Consider the following 17,650-nt stretch of genomic DNA (forward strand, 5'->3'; position numbering starts at 1 on the left):
ATTCCTCCTAGGCGAGCGGCGTCTCTCGGCGGTGCACCACGATGCGGCCGCCGTCCTTCGGGGTGTAGGCCACACCGCGGGAGTGCACCTTCTCCGCGGGAGCCGTGGTGTTGTCGATCACGAAGTGGCGCAGCACTGTTCGCAGCACCACGTCCATCTCGACGTTGGCGAACACGGCGCCGACGCACCGCCTGGTGCCCCCGCCGAACGGGATGAACGCAAACGTCGGGGGCCGCTCACCGAGGAAGCGCTGCGGATCGAAGTGGTCGGGCCCGGGAAACTCCTCGGTGCGGTCGTGCATCAGCGAGATGCTGGCCAGGATCGAATAGCCCTGTGGTACAGCCCAATCGCCGAGTTCGAATGTCGGTGAGTAGACGTGCCTGCCGGCGAAGTCGATGACCGTCCTGGCGCGCTGCACCTCCAGAATGGTGGCCTGCCGGTACTCGTTGTCGTCGGTGCCGGCTTCGTCGACCAGTTTCGCCAGCACCTCCGGATGTCGGGTGATCCGCTCGAAGGCCCATGCCAGGGTTGACGCGGTGGTCTCGTGCCCCGCAGCGAGCAGGGTCAGTAACTCGTCGCCGATATCGTTGCGCGACATCGCCGTACCGTCTTCGTACGTGCTGCGCAGCAGCAGCGCCAGCACATCGTCGCGGTTCTCGAAATTCGGATCGGCGGTGACCCAGTCGATCAGCTTGTCGATGACGGCGTCGTACTGCCTGCGATATTCGGCCAGCCGGCCCCACGGGCTGAACCGGCCGTAGGTTCGCGACGGAGTCGGCAGCGTGGACACCCGGGAACCGAGCGTCACCCAGGGCGGGATGATGCGGCGCAGTTCGTCGAGCTGCTCACCGTCAGCGCCGAACACGGCCCGCAGAATCGCGTTGAGCGTGATCCGCATCATCGGCTCGAGGCTCGGAAATGCCTGCCCCGTCGGCCAGTTCGCCGATTCGCGCAGCGTCTCCTCCTCGAAGATGCGCTCGTAGTTCCTGATGCTCTTGCCGTGGAACGGCGGGGTCAGCAGCCGGCGGCGACGACGGTGCTCGGCTCCGTCGAGCGCGAACACCGAGCCGGGTCCGAGCACCCGGGACAGGTTCGGCTGGATGTTGCCGACGTCGTCGGTGTTGGCCATGAACAGCTGCTTGGCCAGTTGCGGGTCGCCGATGACGACCGTGCGCCCGAACACCGGAAGGTTCAGCGTGAACACGGGCCCGTAGCGGCGGGCGATCTGCGCGACGGTCCACCGCCGTGAGATGGCGAATGCGGCGCCCAGGACGGGCTTGGGGATCGGGGCCTGCGGCGGCAGTTTGACCGCGCGGGACGGCTTGGCTTCGGCGGGCGTTTCCGTGCCCTTGAGGACCGTGACTTCGCTCATGACGCTCCCAGCCATATCTCGGTACTACGATGTACCGCGGTTGTGTGATGTACGGTACCGGTTGGTACCAGTTGTCGCAAGGGTCTGGAGGCGAGATGAGGTCAGCGCTCGACAATGGCGCTACCGCCGTCGACGACCCGTTCCGCGATCGCGTTCTCGACGGCCTGGCCGCCTCCATCAACGAGCGCGGCTACCGCGACACCACGGTGGCCGACATCGTGCGGCACGCCCGCACCTCCAAGCGGACCTTCTACGAGCAGTTCCCGAGCAAGGCCGAATGCCTGATCGAGCTGCTGCGCCGCAACAACGAGGACCTGATCGCGAGCATCCGGGCGGCGACCCGGCCGGAAGACGACTGGCACGACCAGATTCGGCAGGCGGTGACCGCGTACGTCGACCACATCGCGGCGCGTCCGGCGATCACGCTGACCTGGATTCGCGAGGCGCCCGCGTTGGGCATCGCCGCCCAGCCGTTGCATCGGCTGGCCATGGAGCACCTGACCGACATGCTCGTCGATCTCAGCGGCAGCCCCGGATTTCGGCGTGCACGACTGCCCGCGATCTCGCGGCCGCTGGCGCTGATCCTGCTGGGCGGCCTGCGCGAGCTGACCGCGTTGTTCGTCGAGGACGGCCGCGATCTGCGGGGCATCGTCGAGCCCGCGATCACCGCGTCCGAGGCGATTCTCGGCTCCCGCTGACCGGTCAGCCCAGGATCAACCGCGCGGATTTCTCCAGCCGCTCGGCGATCTCGGTGTACGACGCGTAGCCCATGCCTGCGCGGACCAGCGCGCCGGAGTACAGCATCTCGAGCGAGTCGATGACGTCGGCATCGACGTCGGAGCCCAGCGCCGCGGCCAGTCGGGCGCGGATCTCGCGGCCGATGCGCAGCCGCAGCACCTCGACGTCGGGGTCGCGGCCCAACAGCGCTGTCGTCACCGCTCCGGCGAACTCGGGCTCATCGGCGACCAGCAGCGAGATGTGCCGCAGCACCTCGATGACGCGGGTGGCGGGATCGTCCGACTCGTGCGCGGCCGGTGGCGACGCCGAGAGCCGTCGCCAGAACACCTCCGCGACGAGGTGCTCCTTGGAGGAGAAGTAGGTGTAGGCGGTGGCCGCCCCGACGCCCGCGTCGGCGGCCACCCGGCGCACGGTGAGACCGGCGAAGCCCTCGCGGCCGAGGAGATCGACCGCGGCCCGGCCGAGGCGGTCCACGGTATCCGCCTGCTTGGCGGTCAGACGGCGCCGGGTCGACTCCAGGGCCGTGTCGGACACATGTCCGGACGCTACTACAACGAACCGGCACCAGCAATGAATCGTCGCGCCGGCGCCGGATAGATTGACGACGATGCGTACCACCGATGAACTCTTCGCCCTGGCCGACCAGGTGACCGGTTTCATGCCCCCCGACGAGGGCCGCGCCCTGTTCGATGCGGCCGTGAAATACCTCGGTGACGGCATCGGCGTCGAGATCGGGACGTACTGCGGCAAGTCGACCGTGCTACTCGGCGCGGCCGCGCAGCAGACCGGCGGCGTGCTCTACACCGTCGACCACCACCACGGTTCGGAGGAGCACCAGCCCGGTTGGGAGTACCACGACGCGTCGATGGTCGATGCGGTCACCGGCCTGTTCGACACGTTGCCGACGGCGCGGCACACGCTGGACGCCGCGGGCCTGGACGAGCACGTCGTCGCGGTGGTCGGCAGGTCACCGGTCGTCGCACGCGGTTGGCGAACCCCGTTGCGCCTGTTGTTCATCGACGGCGGCCACACCGAGGAGGCCGCGCAGCGCGACTTCGACGGCTGGGCGAAGTGGGTGGAGGTCGGCGGCGCGCTGGTCATCCACGACGTCTTCCCCGACCCCGAAGAAGGCGGACAGGCGCCGTTCCACATCTACCGTCGGGCCTTGGACAGCAACAACTTCCGCGAAGTGTCGGCAACCGGGTCCATGCGGGTGCTGGAGCGGACACAAGGCGGGGTCGGCGAGCCGCTGTAGTCAGCGGTCGCTCGTCGCGCACTCGCAGTCGTATTCGCCTTCGAGGCCGCGGGGTAGGTCGTCGCCGCGGAAAAGGCCGCTGGCCGCCGTCGTGCGGGACAGCGCATCGGCGGCGAGGATCATCGCAGCACCGGTCCACGTCGTGCGTTCCTCCGGCCAGCGCTTGCCGTCGGCGAACACTAGGCCCGTCCAGTAGGAACCGTCGTCCTCCCGCAGATGGTGCATTGCGGCGAACTGCTCGCGAGCGCGGACCGTGTCCCCCATCGCATCCAAAGCCAGGACCAGCTCACAGGTTTCGGCACCGGTCACCCACGGCCGGTCGTCGACACAGCGGATGCCGAGGCCGGGTACGACGAAGTCGTGCCACCGCTCGTCGATGCGCGCCGTCGCCGCCGCACCGCGCACCGCGCCGCCGAGCACCGGGTAGTACCACTCCATCGACCAGCGGTCCTTCACCGTGAACGCCTCGGGGTGGTGGGCGATCGCGTGGCCGAGCCGGCCGACGGCCACCTCCCACTCGGGCTGCGGGTCGTCGAAGTAGTCCGCGAGCGCCAACGCGCACCGGATGCTGTGGTAGATGCTCGCGCATCCGGTCAGCAACGCGTCTGGTTCGATCGCCGAAGGACTTCTCGCCCAGGCGATCTCACCACCTTCGAGCTGCATGCCGAGTACGAAGTCGATGGCCTTGGCGACCACCGGCCACATCGTCTCGGCGAATCGGCGGTCGCCGGTGATCAGCACGTGGTGCCAGACGCCTGTCGCGATGTAGGCGCAGAAGTTGCTGTCGCTGTTGGCATCTTCGATGACGCCGTTGCGCAACTGGATGGGCCAGGATCCGTCGGGACGCTGGGTCGTGCGCGACCACTCGAACGCCGCGCGCGCCGGTTCCAGCAGACCGGCGGCGGTCAGCGCCATCGCGTTCTCGACATGGTCCCAGGGATCGGTGTGGCCGCCGTCGAACCACGGGAGCGCGCCGGACGATTCCTGTGTCGCCGCAATCGACTTCGCGGTCTGGCGGCATTGTTCGGGCGTCAGGGCACCCGGGACGCCGGGGACGCCGTCGAGTTCAGGTATCAGCACCGACGACCGCCGGTTTGTCGAAGTACAACGCGACACTCTTGCCGATCAGCGGGTTCAGCAGCGACTCGGCCGTCCGGGTCAGCCACGGCCGGCTCATCATGTCCCACACCAGCATGCGGTGGTACGCCTTGACCGCGAGGTGATCCGAATTCTCAGTTCCCACCGCGCATTTCAGCCACCAGTACGGGGCGTGCAGGGCGTGCGCGTGGTGGGTGTGCTCGAGTCGCAGGCCATGGGCGAGCACCTTGTCGCGCAAGCGGTCGGCATGATAGATGCGCACATGACCACCCTCGTTGGCGTGGTATTCGTCGGAGAGCACCCAGCAGAGCTTCTCCGGAAGCCAGCGGGGCACCGTGATCGCCAGCGTTCCGCCCGGCCTGAGCACCCGGACCAGTTCGGCGATCACCTTCTCGTCCTCGGGCACGTGCTCGAGGATCTCCGAGGCGATCACACAGTCGAAAGTGCCGTCGGCATAGGGCAGATCGAGTGCATCGCCCTTGACCGCCTCGGCCTTCGCCGTCGGCGGCGCCTCGCCCTGCTCACGCATTGCGGTCAGGATCTCGTCGACGTCGTTGAGGTCGGCCGCGTTCTGGTCGAAGGCCACGACGTCCGCGCCGCGCCGGTACGCCTCGAAGCTGTGCCGGCCGGCGCCGCAGCCCACGTCGATCACCTTCGTGCCCGCGCCCACCTCGAGCCGGTCGAAGTCCACCGTCAGCATGCGCCGACCCGGTTCCGAGCCTGCTCGTACACCGCAACTGTCTGCGCCGCAACGGATTGCCAACTGAACACCTCGAGCGCACGCTTGCGTCCGTTGGCGCCGAGGCGGGCCAGCTCGCGCGGGGAGTCGAGCAGGTCGCCGAGCACCGCGGTCAGCTCGTCGACGTCGGCGGGCCGCACCAGCCGGGCGCATTCACCGTCGACGCCGACCACCTCGGGCAACGCACCGGCACGGCTGGCGACGATCGGTGTACCGCTGGCCATCGCCTCCACGGCAGGTAGCGAGAAGCCTTCGTAAAGCGAAGGGATGCAGGCCACTTCGGCCGAGGCGAGCAGGTCGGCCAGCTCCCGGTCGGACAGCCCGCTCGAGCTGTGCACGATGTCGGAGATGCCGAGTTCGGCGATGAGCTTCTCGGTTGGGCCGTTCGGTTCGAGCTTGGCGACCAGCTGCAGTTCGAGGTCGCGCTCGACGCGTAGCCGCGCGACCGCGTGCAGCAGGTGCCGCACACCCTTGAGCGGCACATCGGCACTGGCGATCGCGATGATGCGGTTGCGCACGCGCTGTTCGGCCGGTTTGAACATCGCCGTGTCGACTCCGAGCGGCACGACGTGCAACTGATCTGGCGCAACACCGAAGTCCTCGGAGATGTCGGCCGCCGAGGTCGAGGACACCGTGAGCAGTTCGGGGATCTCACAGGCGACCTGCTTCTGCATCTCGGCGAAGCCGTACCACCGCCGCACCAGCGGCTTGCGCCACCACTTGGCGGCGGCGACGTCGACGACCTTGTCGCGGGTGATCGGATGATGCACCGTGGCCACCACCGGAAGCCCGAGGGCGGCGATCCTGCGCAAGCCGGTGCCGAGGCACTGGTTGTCGTGCACCACGTCGAACTCGTCGCGGCGCTCGGCCAGCACGCGAGCGGCGCGCAGGCTGAACGTGCGCGGCTCCGGAAACCCCGCCGTCCAGGTTGTCAACAGCTCGAGCAGGTCGATCGAGGTCTTGATCTCGGTCGGCCACGGAATGCGGAACGGATCGGGTTCGCGGTACAGATCCAGGCTCGGCACCTCGGTCAACCGGACCCGGGGGTCGAGGTCTTCCGGATAGGGCTGACCGGAGAACACCTCGACGTCGTGGCCCAGGTCGGCGAGACCGCGGCTGAGATAACGGACGTACACGCCTTGCCCACCACAGTGGGTCTTGCTCCGGTACGACAACAGGGCGATGCGCATCTTCAACTCACGCCGATGCGCTAAAGCGGATATATCCAGGGCCGGTGAGCTGGACGAATCGTGTCACGCAACAACTCCGAACCTTCTGGACATGTGTCCAGACTATAGTTTGACCTGCTACCGGACGCAACGCGACCGTGATGCCTTGACTATCACAGTGGCTGGCGGCCCCGCCTCTCGGCCTCTCGGTTCACCCGGCCCGCCGATCGGGTATCCGCCCCCCATGAGCAGACATATCGAGGCGACCTTCGAGATCGGCAGCTGGGATGAGACGCCGTTCGAGGACGGCGACGACGCCACCAAACTGACCGAGGCCCTGGTCGCCAAACGCTACAACGGCGACATCAAGGGCACGTCGACGACGAAGTGGCTGTTGGCCTACGCGCCGGACAAGAGCGCGCTGTTCGTGGGCATCGAGCACATCACCGGCACCATCGGCGGCAACCCCGGCAGCCTCGTGTTGTTGCATGACGGCTCCTATAGCGACGGTGTCGCCAGCGCCGACGTGCGGATTGCGTCCGGCACCGGCGGGTTGGCCAACGCGGCCGGCAGCGGAAAGTTCCGCGCCGATCCGGCCGGCGCGATCACCCTCGACATCGACGGGTTGGACACCGCCGTTCCCTGACGAGCGCTGCAGCAAGCACCCGAAGCGTTGCTCGACACCGCGGCGACAGCGCCGGCGCCCGGGCGAGCTCCTGAGGCCCCGGATGGTCGTCGAACAGCGCGGCTCCACATCCCGGGCGAGTGAAATCTGCGTCGACGGCGAAGGTCGCCGCCTTGTTCGATCCCGGGGTCGGCACGCCGAGCGCGCTTCGATGACCGCGGTGTGTCGTCGGCCGACGAAGTCTGTGGCCGGGTCGGCCGGCATGGCTGGTCGACGGTCGCGGCGACGACAGGTTGCATCGGCGCCGGCGCCGGCCGCCCACCGGGGACAGATAGCGCAATGACCCACCCCGACCGCCCCTTAAGATTGGCTGCGTGCAATCGGCCGATTGGCTTGACGTGAGAGTTTGCGCCGCTCAGAGGGCGGTGCGTAGTTTGCTCCGAAACTTCCAGCACACTGCCCGACGGTCCTCGTACCAGGGGGGTGCGTAGCGCGTGCAGCGCATCTTTCAGCGCGTCGTCGCGCTGCTGGCGGCGCTGCTGCTGGCCTTGTTCACCGCCCCCGCCGCCACGGCGATCGAACCACCGGCGATCGATCCCGCGGCCGTACCACCCGATCAGACCGGACCCGACCAACCGATGGAACAGCGTCGCGTCTGCTCGGCACCGACGACGTTCCCCAACTCGAATTTCGCCGACCGACCGTGGGCAAATGACTATCTGCGGCTGTCGGAGGCGCGGAAGTTCGCGACCGGCGCGGGCGTCACCGTCGCGGTGATCGACACCGGTGTCATCGGCTCACCGCGGGTGCCTGCCGAACCCGGCGGAGACTTCGTCGACCAGGCCGGCAACGGGATGTCGGACTGCGACGCGCACGGCACGCTGACCGCGTCGATCATCGCGGGACGGGCCGGGCCGACGGACGGATTCGTCGGCGTCGCACCCGATGCCCGCATCCTGTCGCTGAGGCAGACCTCCGAGGCGTTCCAACCGGTCGGCTCGCGCCAGGACCCCAACGACCCGAACACCACGCAGACCGCCGGGTCGCTGCGCAGCCTGGCCCGGGCGGTCGTGCACGCGGCAAACCTCGGCGCGCAGGTCATCAACATCAGCGAAGCCGCGTGCTACAAGGTGACCCGCCCGATCAACGAGACCGGCCTCGGCGCCGCGATCAACTACGCGGTCAACGTCAAAGGTGCGGTCGTCATCGTCGCCGCGGGCAACACCGGTCAGGACTGCGCGCAGAACCCGCCGCCGGATCCGGCGGTGCCGGCGGATCCGCGCGGCTGGAAGCAGGTGCAGACGATCGTCAGCCCGGCGTGGTATTCGCCGCTGGTGCTGACCGTCGGCGGCATCGGCCCGACCGGCCAGCCGAGCTCGTTCTCGATGTCGGGTCCCTGGGTGGGGGCCGCCGCCCCGGCCGAGAATTTGATCGCGCTCGGCTATGACGGCAATCCGGTCAACGCGTTGCACGGCCAGGACGGCCCGATCCCCATCAGCGGGACGTCGTTCGCGGCGGCTTACGTCTCCGGATTGGCGGCGCTGCTCAAACAGCGCTTCCCGGCGCTGACGCCGGCCCAGATCATCAACCGCATCACCGCCACGGCGCGGCACCCCGGCGGGGGCGCCGACAACTACGTCGGCGCCGGGCCCATCGACCCGGTCGCGGCACTGACGTGGGACGTGCCCGCGGGCCCGGAACATGCGCCGTACAAGGTCAAGGAGATCCCGCCGCCGGTGTTCACCCCTCCGCCGGATCGCGGCCCGATCACCGCGGTCGTCGTCGCGGGGGCGGTGCTCGCGGCGGTCCTGGGACTCGGCGCGCTGGCTCGTCGGGCACTGAGGCGCCGATGAACAAGATCCTCGGCATTTTCGGGCTGCGGTTCACGACGGGCCACGCGATCTGGGCGGCGGCGTTGATCCCGGCCGGCATTCTCGTGTTGGCAAGCCTGGACCTGCTGTGGCTCGGGATCACGCTCGCGGTGCTGATCGCGCTCGGTTCCGTGGTGACGATCCGCGGTCGCCGGGTCACCGGATGGGTCGCGGCGGTGTTCGCCTGGCGCCGGCGGCACCGCAATGTGCCGGCGCGGCCGTCGGAGCCCGCCGTGGGCGCCACGGTGATGCCGGGCGACCACGTCGCGGTGCGGTGGCAGGACGAATACCTGGTGTCGGCCATCGAGTTGGTGCCCCGGCCGTTCACCCCGACGGTGATCGTCAACGGCGCGGCGTTCACCGACGACGTCCTCGACACCCGGCTCGTCGAGCAACTCGTCGCCGCGCACTGCCCGGATCTCGACGCCGACGTGGTGTCCTCTGGCTACCGGGTCGGCAAAACAGCTCCGGCGACACTGGTTTCGCTGTACGAGCAGGTGGTCGGCCCCTATCCGGCACCGGCCAATCGGCGGACGTGGATCGTGCTGCGGGCCGACCCGGAGACCACCCGCAAGTCGTCGCAGCGCCGTGAGTCCGGCGTCGCAGGGCTGGCCCGCTACCTGGTTGCTTCCGCAACGCGGATCGCAGATCAACTGGCCGGCAACGGAGTCGACGCGCGCCCGGCGCGCAGCTTCGACGACCTCGACCGGGCAACCGAGATCAGCTTCGAGCGTGAGATGTGGTCGGCGATCAAGGGGCGCAGCACGTTCACCGCCGCCTACAGCGCTCCCGGTGGTCCAGATGTGTGGTGGTCGGCGCGCGCCGACCACACGATCACCAGGGTCCGGATCCGGCCCGGGGAAGCGCCCACATCGACGGTGCTGTTGACGACGTTGGCCAATCCCACGACGCCGCGCGGCTTTTCGTGCCTGTTCGGTGGTCAGCGGGCGGCGCTGTACGGGATCAGCCCGGTCAATGACCGGCACTACGAACTCCCGATCGGGTCGGCCGGGGTGCTGGTCGGCGAAACCGCCGACCGCTATCCGGTCTACATGCCGTTCGACGACGTCGACGTGAGCATCAACCTCGGTGATGCGCGGTTGTTCACGCAGTTCATCGTGCGCTCGGCGGCGGCGGGCGCCGTCATCACCCTGCTGCCCCAATTCACCGAGTTCGCCGGGTTCGTCAATGCGCGGATCGGTGATGAGGCCAAAGTCGTCTGGCCCAACGCGACGACGTACCTCGGCCCGCATTCCGGTGTCGGCCGAGTCATCTTGCGCAACAACTTCATCGACACTCCACGTCACCGCCAGCTGCCGATCCGGCTGATCAACCCGCGGGAGGAAAGCCGCTACCAGATGGTCCTCGAGGGCTGAGACCGACATGCGGACAAGGGGATAGCCATGGGCGAGGTACAGCGGGTCGACCCGGTGGAACTCACCAGGCAGTCCACCGAGATGCAGAGCCAGAACTGGCACAACCCCGCCACCGAAGCGGTGGTGCCGCCCGACGCGCTGCCCTCGTCGGCCGCCGCGGTGGCCAACCTCAACGACAACGCGCAGTCGCTGCTCGGCTTCCAGCGGTGGGCCGAGGCGGAGAACCAACGCATCGCCGAGATGCTGCAGATCGCCGCCGAGGCCTACACCGAAGTGGACGAAACCTACGGCAGGGTGATCGAGGACCCCGAGCGCCGGGCCGCGGTGGATGCGATCGCGGTGCCCGCCCCGTCGACGCCTCCGCCCCCTCTCCCCACACCCGTCGGAGCACCGCAGAGCCTCGACGCCGACGGCTACAGCGACGTGCACAAGACGCAGGCCGACCTGAGCGCCGGGGACGACGGCGCGTCGTTGAAGACGGCGATGCTGCAGTGGAGTGTGGCGGCCACCCGGATCAGGGGCAACGCGCCGCGACCGCCGGCAGGCGACTGGGAGGGCGCCGCCGCCGACGCGGCCTACGCCCGGATGGCGGAGTTCGGCGGCTGGCTGGCGCAGCTCGCCGAAGGGTGGCGGGAGCTGGCCGAATCGGCCGCCAAAGTCCTTGAGGCGCACAACAATGCGAGGAGTGAACACACAGGCATCCACAGCGAGTACGTCACGCTGGAAACGCAGCTGCGCCAGCTCGCCGCGCAGATGACCCCAAGCAACTCCGTCGCGACGCATAACGAGATGGCGAAGGTCCAGAAGCGGATGCAGGAGCTGCAGCAGCGCTCCGACGAAGTGCGCCGGCAATATGCCAGCGATGCGACGTTCTCACCCGTCCGTCCGGCCATGCCGTCGCACGGCGACGCCGGGGGTGCGGCCTTGGCCGGCGGGGGCGGCGGTGGTCAGCCCGGCGGAGATCGCACAGGTATGGCCGAGACGGCGGCAGCGGCGCTGGGTCAGCCGCAAAAGGCCACGGCGGGACGCCAACCCGGCGGTGGGCCGCGCGGCGGCGCTCCCGCTGGCGGCGGCGCGCCCTCGAGCGGCGGCGCGCCGACCGGAGGCAGTGGTGCCGGCGCAGCCGCGCCGAGCGGGCCGCCCGGTGGCGCACCGTCGACCCCGAAGCTGCCGACAGATCCGAGCCTGCGGCCCGCTGCGGCCTCCGGTGGCGGTGGGTCCGGCGGCGGCGCCGGTGGTGGCGGTGGCGACATGCCGGCGACACCGATGTCGGCGCCGGTGACGGCCGAGACGGTGGCGCCCGCGCCGACGACGCCGGCCGCGGCCAGCACCGCAGCGGGACCCTCGGCGGACCGCACCGCCGGGGCCATGGGCGCCGGCATGGCGCCGATGGGCCACGGTGCGGGCGCGCAGCAGGGCCAGGAGAAGCGGCGCGATCCCCGCTTGGCCCCCGACGAGGACCTGTACACCGAGGACCGGCCCTGGACCGAGGCCGTCATCGGCAACCGCCGGCGCAGGGACGACGGCGGCGGGGTCAAGGACGCCACGTGACCGATGAGATGCATCCCGAAGTCGCCGCCGTGCTACAGCAAGCGCAGCGGCTGCAGTCGATCATGGACGATCAACTGCACCGGATGAGCACTCAAACCTTCACGGCCGCAGACGAAACGGAGACCGTCGAGGTGACGTTGAACGGTCATCACCACCTGACGGGCGCGTTCATCGAGGATGGCCTGCTGCGCCTCGGTGTCGAGACCGTGCAGCAGCGTCTCAACGAGGCGCTGCAGAACGCCAACGCCGCGGCCAGCGCCTCGATCGAGACGGACCGCGAGCGCATCGACGCCGCCGTCGCCGAGATCACCGATGCCCCGTCCGGTGAAAGCCGCTAGCGCACACCCTCTTTGGCGTACACCACGCGCAGTACGTGAGCGACTTCTGGACCCATCACCGCGTCGGCGAGGTCGCACAAGGTCGCGACGAATTCGGGTCCGTGCGGGGGCGGATCCGTACAGAGGTGATGGGCGATCTCGTGGAGAACCACCAGCTCGCGCAGCGCCCAGCGGGTCCCGACTTCGGGCACCGCGATGACGGCGCCGTCGTCGCCGGCCTCGTAGTGCGCGGCGGTGGCTCCGCGTCTGGCCCGCACGGCCAGCGGCGCCGCGCGCGGCCACCGTCGCCGCACCGCCGTCATCCTCAGTACGTCGTCGACGTAGCGTTGCACCGATTCCATTGACGCGAACCGCGCCTCCGGCGGCAGCGTGAGCGCGGTGCCGAAGAACTCCACGACACGGTTGCCGTGCTCGGCCGCCCGGTCGAACAGCGTGCGGACGAACTCCTCGGCGGCGTAGACCTTCGCGCGTTGGATGTCGCGGCCGGTCACTTCTCCCCGGAGGCGCCGCGGCGCCGACTTCCCGCCAGCGCCGAGCGCGCCCCCGCGAGTTCGGTGCTGGGTCCGAGCCTGGCGTTGCGCCCGGCCCGGTCACCCGCGCGCCGGGCGGCCGAGGAGTAGCCGGCCGTCGCGCTGGTGGCCCGCCAAGTTCCCCTCGCCTCCGAGGATTCGCGGTAGAAGTCGCGTAACTCGAGATCCTTGTCGCGCAACGCGATCGCGGTTCCCGGCCGACTGTCGCGGCTGCTGGTGGCCTTGTCGCGGGCGTCCTCGCGGGCCTGGGCCAGCCGCTGCCCGATGCGCGCGCCGAACGCCAATTGAAAGTTGATCCGCGCGGTGATCGTCGGCGTCGGGCGATGCGCACCCGAGGCGATGTAGCCCTGCGAAGCCCGGACCATCTGCATCACCAGGCTGGCATAGAGCGCGTGGCTGGCGTCGATGTCCTCGGGAAAGCCGTAGGCGTAGACGAACGTCGAATTCGATGCGACGTCACACTTCACGTCGTTGGCATGCGCGATCACCGTGAACAACTGCACGTAGGTGCGCAGGCCTCTGGTGCCCGCGTTGCCGATCGTGATGGTCCGCTGCACCGGCATCTGCGCCTTGGTGCGCAGTTCGGAATGCGACCGGGCGACAGCGAGGTCGATGGACGTCGCCGTCGCCAACCGCTGCGCGGCGGCCATGAACGCGTCGGCCTCGTGAGGGTTGTCGGTGCCCTCAGCCTGGCGCAGCAGGGCGGCGATGCGGGCCAGCATCTTGTCTTCACTCATGCCTCGACTCCCGCTCGTTCCGGTCCTCGCTCGTTCCTCATCCCCTGCCCTTCGGGCGTGGGCCCAGCGATCCTCGCTCGCAGTCGTCTTCGGATCCTCATGGCGCCAGATTAGGGCTACTTGGCGACAAAGCCGTTCAGCGCGTCGACCACCTGTGGAGAAAGCGGGTCTTGTGAGGCGTAATTGGCGACGTTGTCGCTCGGGTCGTCGCGCAGCACGTGGTTGACGCCCTCGAGTTCCACCAGAGTCAGCGCGGTGTGGCGCAGCGCATCGGCGAGTGGCTTGATCGCGGTGCAGTCCGCCTGACCGTCGGAGTCGGAGCAAGTCAGCAGGACCGGTGTGCCCGCGGGAATGTCGGCGGCCAGCGTCAGCGGGTCGATCTTGTCGGCCTGGATGACGGCGTTGACGTTGCCGGGGTTGAGCAGCGCGCCGAGGCCCTCGGGGAGGTTCGGCGGCACAGTCCCCTTCGTGCGGACCTCGTCGACGGCCGTCAGCCACGTCGACAGGGCCGCGGGGCTGGCGTTGGCGCGCACGCGGTTGGTGATGATGTCCAGGTAGCGGCCGGGAAGGGGCTGAAAGAGGCCGAGCGAGTGGATCTTCGGCGCATCGGGACCGGTGTCGCCGGCCAACTGCATGGCGTGGATGGCGCCCTCTCCCAGTGCGTAGACCGAGATGCGGTCGCCGTCGGTGCGGGGCCGACCGGCCAGGTAGCGCACGGCGGCTTTCGCGCCGGAGGTGTACACGGCGCTGACCACCTCGGTGGGCCGCTGCGCGTAGGGACCCAGACCGGTCTTGCCGGTGCCGATCTTGTCGTAACGCAGGCTTGCGACGTCGCGGTCGGACAGCAGTTCGGCGAGTTGACGCATGTTGCCGACCGGGCCGGCGACCTGGTTGTCGCCGTTGCGGTCGGTGGCGCCGCTTTCGGAGATCAGCAGCGCGGCGGGGCCCGGCGTCTCGCCCGACGGATGCCGGTAGGTGCCGTGGACGGTCAGGCTGTCGGCGGTGAAGGTGACCTCCTCGTCGACCCATTGGGTCTGACCCGACGACGAGCACGCGGCTAGCGCGAGGACGAGTGAAAGAAGGCCGGCCGCAACGGCTTTCAAAGCTTGGCCTCGATCCACGAGGTGACGTCGTCGAGCACCAGGTCGCGCTCGGGCTCGTTGAACACCTCGTGGTACAGCTCGGGATAGACCTTCAGGTGGGCGTCGCCGGAGCCGACGCATTCCAACAGGTGGCGGCTGCCGGCGACGGGGATCAGCTTGTCCTGCTCGCCGTGCACCACCAACAGCGGCGCGGTGAGCGCCGAGGCCCGCTGCGGCATGGATTCGCCCACCTTGATCAGCGCCTTGGCGATGCCCGCGGGCAGCTTGCCGTGATGCACCATCGGGTCGGCCATGTATGCGGCCACCACCTCGGGGTCGCGGGACACCGCTTCGGTCGGCAGCTGTTCGACGGGCAGGCCGGGCAGGATGCTGCCGACGACCTTGGCGACGGCGATCATGAACGACGACACCGCGTCCTGTGCGTAGACGGCAGGCCCGGACAACACCATCGCGGTGTAGTCGCCGGGGTGCTCGACGCCGTAGGCGAACACGACCCCGCCGCCCATGCTGTGGCCGACGACGATCCGCGGCAGTTGTGGGTGCTCGGCGGCGGCGAGACCGACCAGGCTGCGGAAGTCCTCGGTGTATTCGCCGATGTTGCGCAGGTACACCCGCTTGCCACCGGACCGGCCGTGGCCGCGCAGGTCGAGGGCGTAGGTGACCAGGCCGGCCTCGCCGAACCGGGCAGCGACGTGGTCGTAGCGGCGGGCGTGCTCGGCGTATCCGTGACAGAGCACGACCACGCCGCGGGGATCACCGTCGGGGGTCCAGACGTCATAGACGATGCGCACGCCGCCGACACCTGCGAAGGTGTGTTCGCTGCGGGTAGTGGCCACCAGCCGAGACTATCCGTTTGTCACACCCACTGATTAAGCTCGGCGGCGTGACGGTGCTGGCCCACGATGTCGACGACAGAAGCGCCCAGGATGCCTTCCTGGCCGACGCGCAGCGGTACCGCCGCGAACTGCTCGCCCACTGTTACCGGATGACCGGCTCGCTGCATGATGCCGAGGACCTGGTGCAGGAAACCTATCTGCGAGCGTGGAAGTCGTACGACGGTTTCCAGGGCAAATCGTCGGTGCGGACATGGCTGTACCGGATCGCCACCAACACCAGCCTGACGGCGCTCGAAGGCCGACAGCGGCGGCCGCTGCCGACCGGTCTCGGCGCGCCGAGTTCGGATCCGGTCGACGACATCGTCGCGCGCGACGAGGTGCCGTGGCTGGAGCCGCTACCCGACGATTCGACCGACCCGTCGAACATCGTGGGCTCGCGCGAATCCGTGCGGTTGGCGTTCGTCGCGGCGCTGCAGCATCTGTCGCCGCGGCAGCGCGCGGTGCTGGTGCTGCGTGAGGTGCTGCAGTGGAAGGCCGCCGAGGTCGCGGACGCAATCGGGGCCTCCACCGCGGCGGTCAACAGCCTCCTGCAGCGGGCGCGTGCGCAGCTGGATGCGGTTGGCCCGAGTGAGGACGACCAGCTGCAGCCGCCGGAGTCGCCGGAGGCGCAGGATCTGCTGACTCGCTATATCGCTGCGTTCGAGAGCTACGACATCGACAAGCTGGTCGAGTTGTTCACCGCGGACGCCGTGTGGGAGATGCCGCCGTTCGACGGCTGGTACCAAGGCCCGCAGGACATCGTGTTGTTGTCAAAGACGCACTGCCCGGCGGAGGGTCCCGGGGACATGCGATTCATACAGACCAGAGCGAACGGTCAGCCGGCCGGCGCGCTGTACATGCTCAATCGGGAGACCGGCGTCCACGAGCCGTTTCAGATGCATGTTCTCGACGTCGGGCGTGACGGCATCACGCACGTGGTGGCGTTCCACATGACGTCGTTCGAGAAGTTCGGCCTTCCCGCTTCGCTCTGATCGCCGAGTGGCCAGTCATGCCACGCAATCGACAAGAATCCGCACGATAAGGGCCGCTCGACAACGCAGGTAAGCGCCTTAACCCGCAGGTCAGCGGGCTCTTTGACACCTGTTCTGCAACGTGTTCTATAGTCAGCCTCCATGAGAACCAAAGGCGCGCTTCTCTGGGAGCTCAACTCGCCGTTCCGCATCGACGAGATCGAGATCGGCGACCCCGTCGCCGATGAGGTCCAGATCCGCCTGCACGCCGCGGGCATGTGCCACTCCGACTACCACCTGACCACCGGCGCCACGCCGATCGCGCTCCCCGCACTCGGCGGCCACGAGGGCGCGGGCGTCATCACCAAGGTCGGCCGCAACGTCACCGGCCTGGCCGAGGGCGATCACGTCATCCTCGCGTTCATCCCCGCGTGCGGTGAATGCCCGCCGTGCCTCAAGGGTTACCGCTCGCTGTGCGACCGCGGCGCGGTGCTGCTCGGCGGCAAGGCCATCGCCGACGGGACTTCGCGGGTGCACGCCGGCACCACCGAGGTGTCGCCGATGAACCTGCTCGGCACCTTCGCGCCGTACATGACCGTGCACAAGGACTCGGTCGTCAAGATCGACAACGACATTCCGTTCGAATCGGCGGCCCTGCTGGGCTGCGCGGTGCCGACGGGCTTCGGGTCGGCCACCAACGTCGCCGAAGTGAAACCCGGCGAGACCGTCGTGATCGTCGGCGTCGGCGGCATCGGCATGAGTGCGCTGCAGGGCGCGGTGATCGCCGGCGCCCGCAACGTCATCGCGATCGATCCGAACGAATGGAAACGAGACCAGGCCATCAAGTTCGGCGCGACACACGTCTACCCGTCGATGGCCGAGGCGATCGCGCCCGTCATCGACCTCACCCACGGCATCATGGCCGACAAGACCATCATCGCGGTCGGCGACATGAAGGGCGAGTACATCGAAGAGGCGCTGACCCTGACCACCAAGACCGGCACCTGCGTGGTGACGGGCATGGGGTCGATGATGGACGTCGACGTCAAGCTCAACCTGTTCCTGTTCACGATGTTGCAGAAGACGCTCAAGGGCAACATCTTCGGCGGCGGCAGCAGCCACATCGAGACGCCCAAGCTCGTCGGGCTGTACAGGTCGGGCCTGCTCAACATCGACGACATGGTCAGCAAGACCTATCGGCTCGAGGACATCAACGCCGGCTACCAGGACATGCTCGACGGCAAGAACATCCGCGGCGTCGTCACCTACGACGAGGCGGACTGGTAGCGCCGCTACCCTGGG

Annotated in this window: 18 protein-coding genes; 9 read left to right on the forward strand and 9 right to left on the reverse strand. The window is 68.8% G+C overall.

The window, feature by feature from the left end:
• Positions 1-7 precede the first annotated feature (7 nt).
• On the reverse strand, positions 8-1,387 hold the full coding sequence (locus AU188_RS20525; protein ID WP_502687625.1) for a cytochrome P450: 1,380 nt from the start codon (positions 1,385-1,387) through the stop codon (positions 8-10).
• 80 nt (positions 1,388-1,467) lie between these two features.
• Between AU188_RS20525 and AU188_RS20530 the strand changes: the two genes are divergently transcribed.
• Positions 1,468-2,070 carry a TetR/AcrR family transcriptional regulator gene (locus tag AU188_RS20530; RefSeq protein WP_059165507.1) on the forward strand — a complete coding sequence of 201 codons (603 nt, stop codon included), beginning with the start codon at positions 1,468-1,470 and terminating at the stop codon, positions 2,068-2,070.
• 4 nt (positions 2,071-2,074) lie between these two features.
• On the opposite strand, the gene AU188_RS20535 is transcribed toward AU188_RS20530, so the two are convergent.
• Positions 2,075-2,644, reverse strand: a complete 570-nt coding sequence (locus AU188_RS20535) for a TetR/AcrR family transcriptional regulator (protein ID WP_059165332.1) — start codon at positions 2,642-2,644, stop codon at positions 2,075-2,077.
• A 73-nt stretch (positions 2,645-2,717) separates the two neighbouring features.
• On the opposite strand from AU188_RS20535, the gene AU188_RS20540 reads away from it, so the two are divergent.
• A complete protein-coding gene (locus tag AU188_RS20540; protein WP_082686722.1) occupies positions 2,718-3,365 on the forward strand; it encodes a class I SAM-dependent methyltransferase in 648 nt (215 codons plus the stop codon).
• Here AU188_RS20540 and mmpH read toward each other — a convergent pair whose 3' ends face one another.
• From mmpH to manT, 3 genes are read right to left on the reverse strand one after another with little or no spacing between them, the layout of a single operon-like run.
• Positions 3,366-4,445 (reverse strand): MMP endo-(1,4)-3-O-methyl-alpha-D-mannosidase, encoded by a 1,080-nt coding sequence (gene mmpH / locus AU188_RS20545; protein WP_082686723.1) that lies wholly within the window; start codon positions 4,443-4,445, stop codon positions 3,366-3,368.
• The gene (locus tag AU188_RS20550) at positions 4,432-5,163 is read right to left on the reverse strand and encodes a class I SAM-dependent methyltransferase (RefSeq protein ID WP_059165334.1); all 732 of its coding nucleotides are present in this window, start codon (positions 5,161-5,163) and stop codon (positions 4,432-4,434) included. The genes mmpH and AU188_RS20550 overlap by 14 nt, the downstream gene beginning before the upstream one ends.
• Positions 5,157-6,392 carry an MMP alpha-(1->4)-mannosyltransferase gene (gene manT, locus AU188_RS20555; protein ID WP_059165335.1) on the reverse strand — a complete coding sequence of 412 codons (1,236 nt, stop codon included), beginning with the start codon at positions 6,390-6,392 and terminating at the stop codon, positions 5,157-5,159. Before manT ends, AU188_RS20550 begins: the two co-directional genes overlap by 7 nt.
• Positions 6,393-6,615: 223 nt before the next feature.
• Here manT and AU188_RS20560 point away from each other — a divergent pair, with 223 nt between their 5' ends.
• The 5 genes from AU188_RS20560 to AU188_RS20580 all read left to right on the forward strand — a co-directional run bounded on the left by AU188_RS20560 (position 6,616) and on the right by AU188_RS20580 (position 12,132).
• On the forward strand, positions 6,616-7,017 hold the full coding sequence (locus AU188_RS20560; RefSeq protein ID WP_059100646.1) for a DUF3224 domain-containing protein: 402 nt from the start codon (positions 6,616-6,618) through the stop codon (positions 7,015-7,017).
• Positions 7,018-7,520: 503 nt separating this feature from the next.
• Positions 7,521-8,849, forward strand: a complete 1,329-nt coding sequence (mycP, locus tag AU188_RS20565) for a type VII secretion-associated serine protease mycosin (protein ID WP_172799561.1) — start codon at positions 7,521-7,523, stop codon at positions 8,847-8,849.
• Positions 8,846-10,243: a type VII secretion protein EccE gene (eccE, locus tag AU188_RS20570; RefSeq protein WP_059165336.1), complete on the forward strand. Its 1,398-nt coding sequence runs from the start codon at positions 8,846-8,848 to the stop codon at positions 10,241-10,243. Before mycP ends, eccE begins: the two co-directional genes overlap by 4 nt.
• A gap of 27 nt (positions 10,244-10,270) precedes the next feature.
• Positions 10,271-11,794, forward strand: coding sequence for a PPE domain-containing protein (locus AU188_RS20575; protein WP_059165337.1), 1,524 nt, complete (start codon positions 10,271-10,273; stop codon positions 11,792-11,794).
• Positions 11,791-12,132, forward strand: coding sequence for a YbaB/EbfC family nucleoid-associated protein (locus tag AU188_RS20580; protein ID WP_286137597.1), 342 nt, complete (start codon positions 11,791-11,793; stop codon positions 12,130-12,132). The genes AU188_RS20575 and AU188_RS20580 overlap by 4 nt, the downstream gene beginning before the upstream one ends.
• Here the strand turns inward: AU188_RS20580 and AU188_RS20585 are convergent.
• The 4 genes from AU188_RS20585 to AU188_RS20600 all read right to left on the reverse strand — a co-directional run bounded on the left by AU188_RS20585 (position 12,129) and on the right by AU188_RS20600 (position 15,338).
• Positions 12,129-12,623 carry a TIGR04338 family metallohydrolase gene (locus AU188_RS20585; RefSeq protein WP_059165338.1) on the reverse strand — a complete coding sequence of 165 codons (495 nt, stop codon included), beginning with the start codon at positions 12,621-12,623 and terminating at the stop codon, positions 12,129-12,131. The two genes, AU188_RS20580 and AU188_RS20585, sit on opposite strands and share 4 nt — an antisense overlap.
• Positions 12,620-13,399 (reverse strand): DUF2786 domain-containing protein, encoded by a 780-nt coding sequence (locus tag AU188_RS20590; RefSeq protein WP_059165339.1) that lies wholly within the window; start codon positions 13,397-13,399, stop codon positions 12,620-12,622. Before AU188_RS20590 ends, AU188_RS20585 begins: the two co-directional genes overlap by 4 nt.
• A 116-nt stretch (positions 13,400-13,515) precedes the next feature.
• On the reverse strand, positions 13,516-14,520 hold the full coding sequence (locus AU188_RS20595) for an alpha/beta hydrolase family protein (protein WP_502687626.1): 1,005 nt from the start codon (positions 14,518-14,520) through the stop codon (positions 13,516-13,518).
• Positions 14,499-15,338 (reverse strand): alpha/beta hydrolase, encoded by an 840-nt coding sequence (locus AU188_RS20600; protein ID WP_059165341.1) that lies wholly within the window; start codon positions 15,336-15,338, stop codon positions 14,499-14,501. Before AU188_RS20600 ends, AU188_RS20595 begins: the two co-directional genes overlap by 22 nt.
• Before the next feature lie 47 nt (positions 15,339-15,385).
• On the opposite strand from AU188_RS20600, the gene AU188_RS20605 reads away from it, so the two are divergent.
• Positions 15,386-16,369 (forward strand): sigma-70 family RNA polymerase sigma factor, encoded by a 984-nt coding sequence (locus tag AU188_RS20605; protein ID WP_502687627.1) that lies wholly within the window; start codon positions 15,386-15,388, stop codon positions 16,367-16,369.
• 141 nt (positions 16,370-16,510) lie between these two features.
• Positions 16,511-17,635, forward strand: a complete 1,125-nt coding sequence (locus AU188_RS20610) for an NDMA-dependent alcohol dehydrogenase (RefSeq protein ID WP_059165343.1) — start codon at positions 16,511-16,513, stop codon at positions 17,633-17,635.
• The last annotated feature ends 15 nt before the right edge of the window (positions 17,636-17,650 follow it).

This window comes from Mycobacterium sp. IS-3022 (assembly GCF_001500065.1).
Lineage (GTDB): Bacteria > Actinomycetota > Actinomycetes > Mycobacteriales > Mycobacteriaceae > Mycobacterium.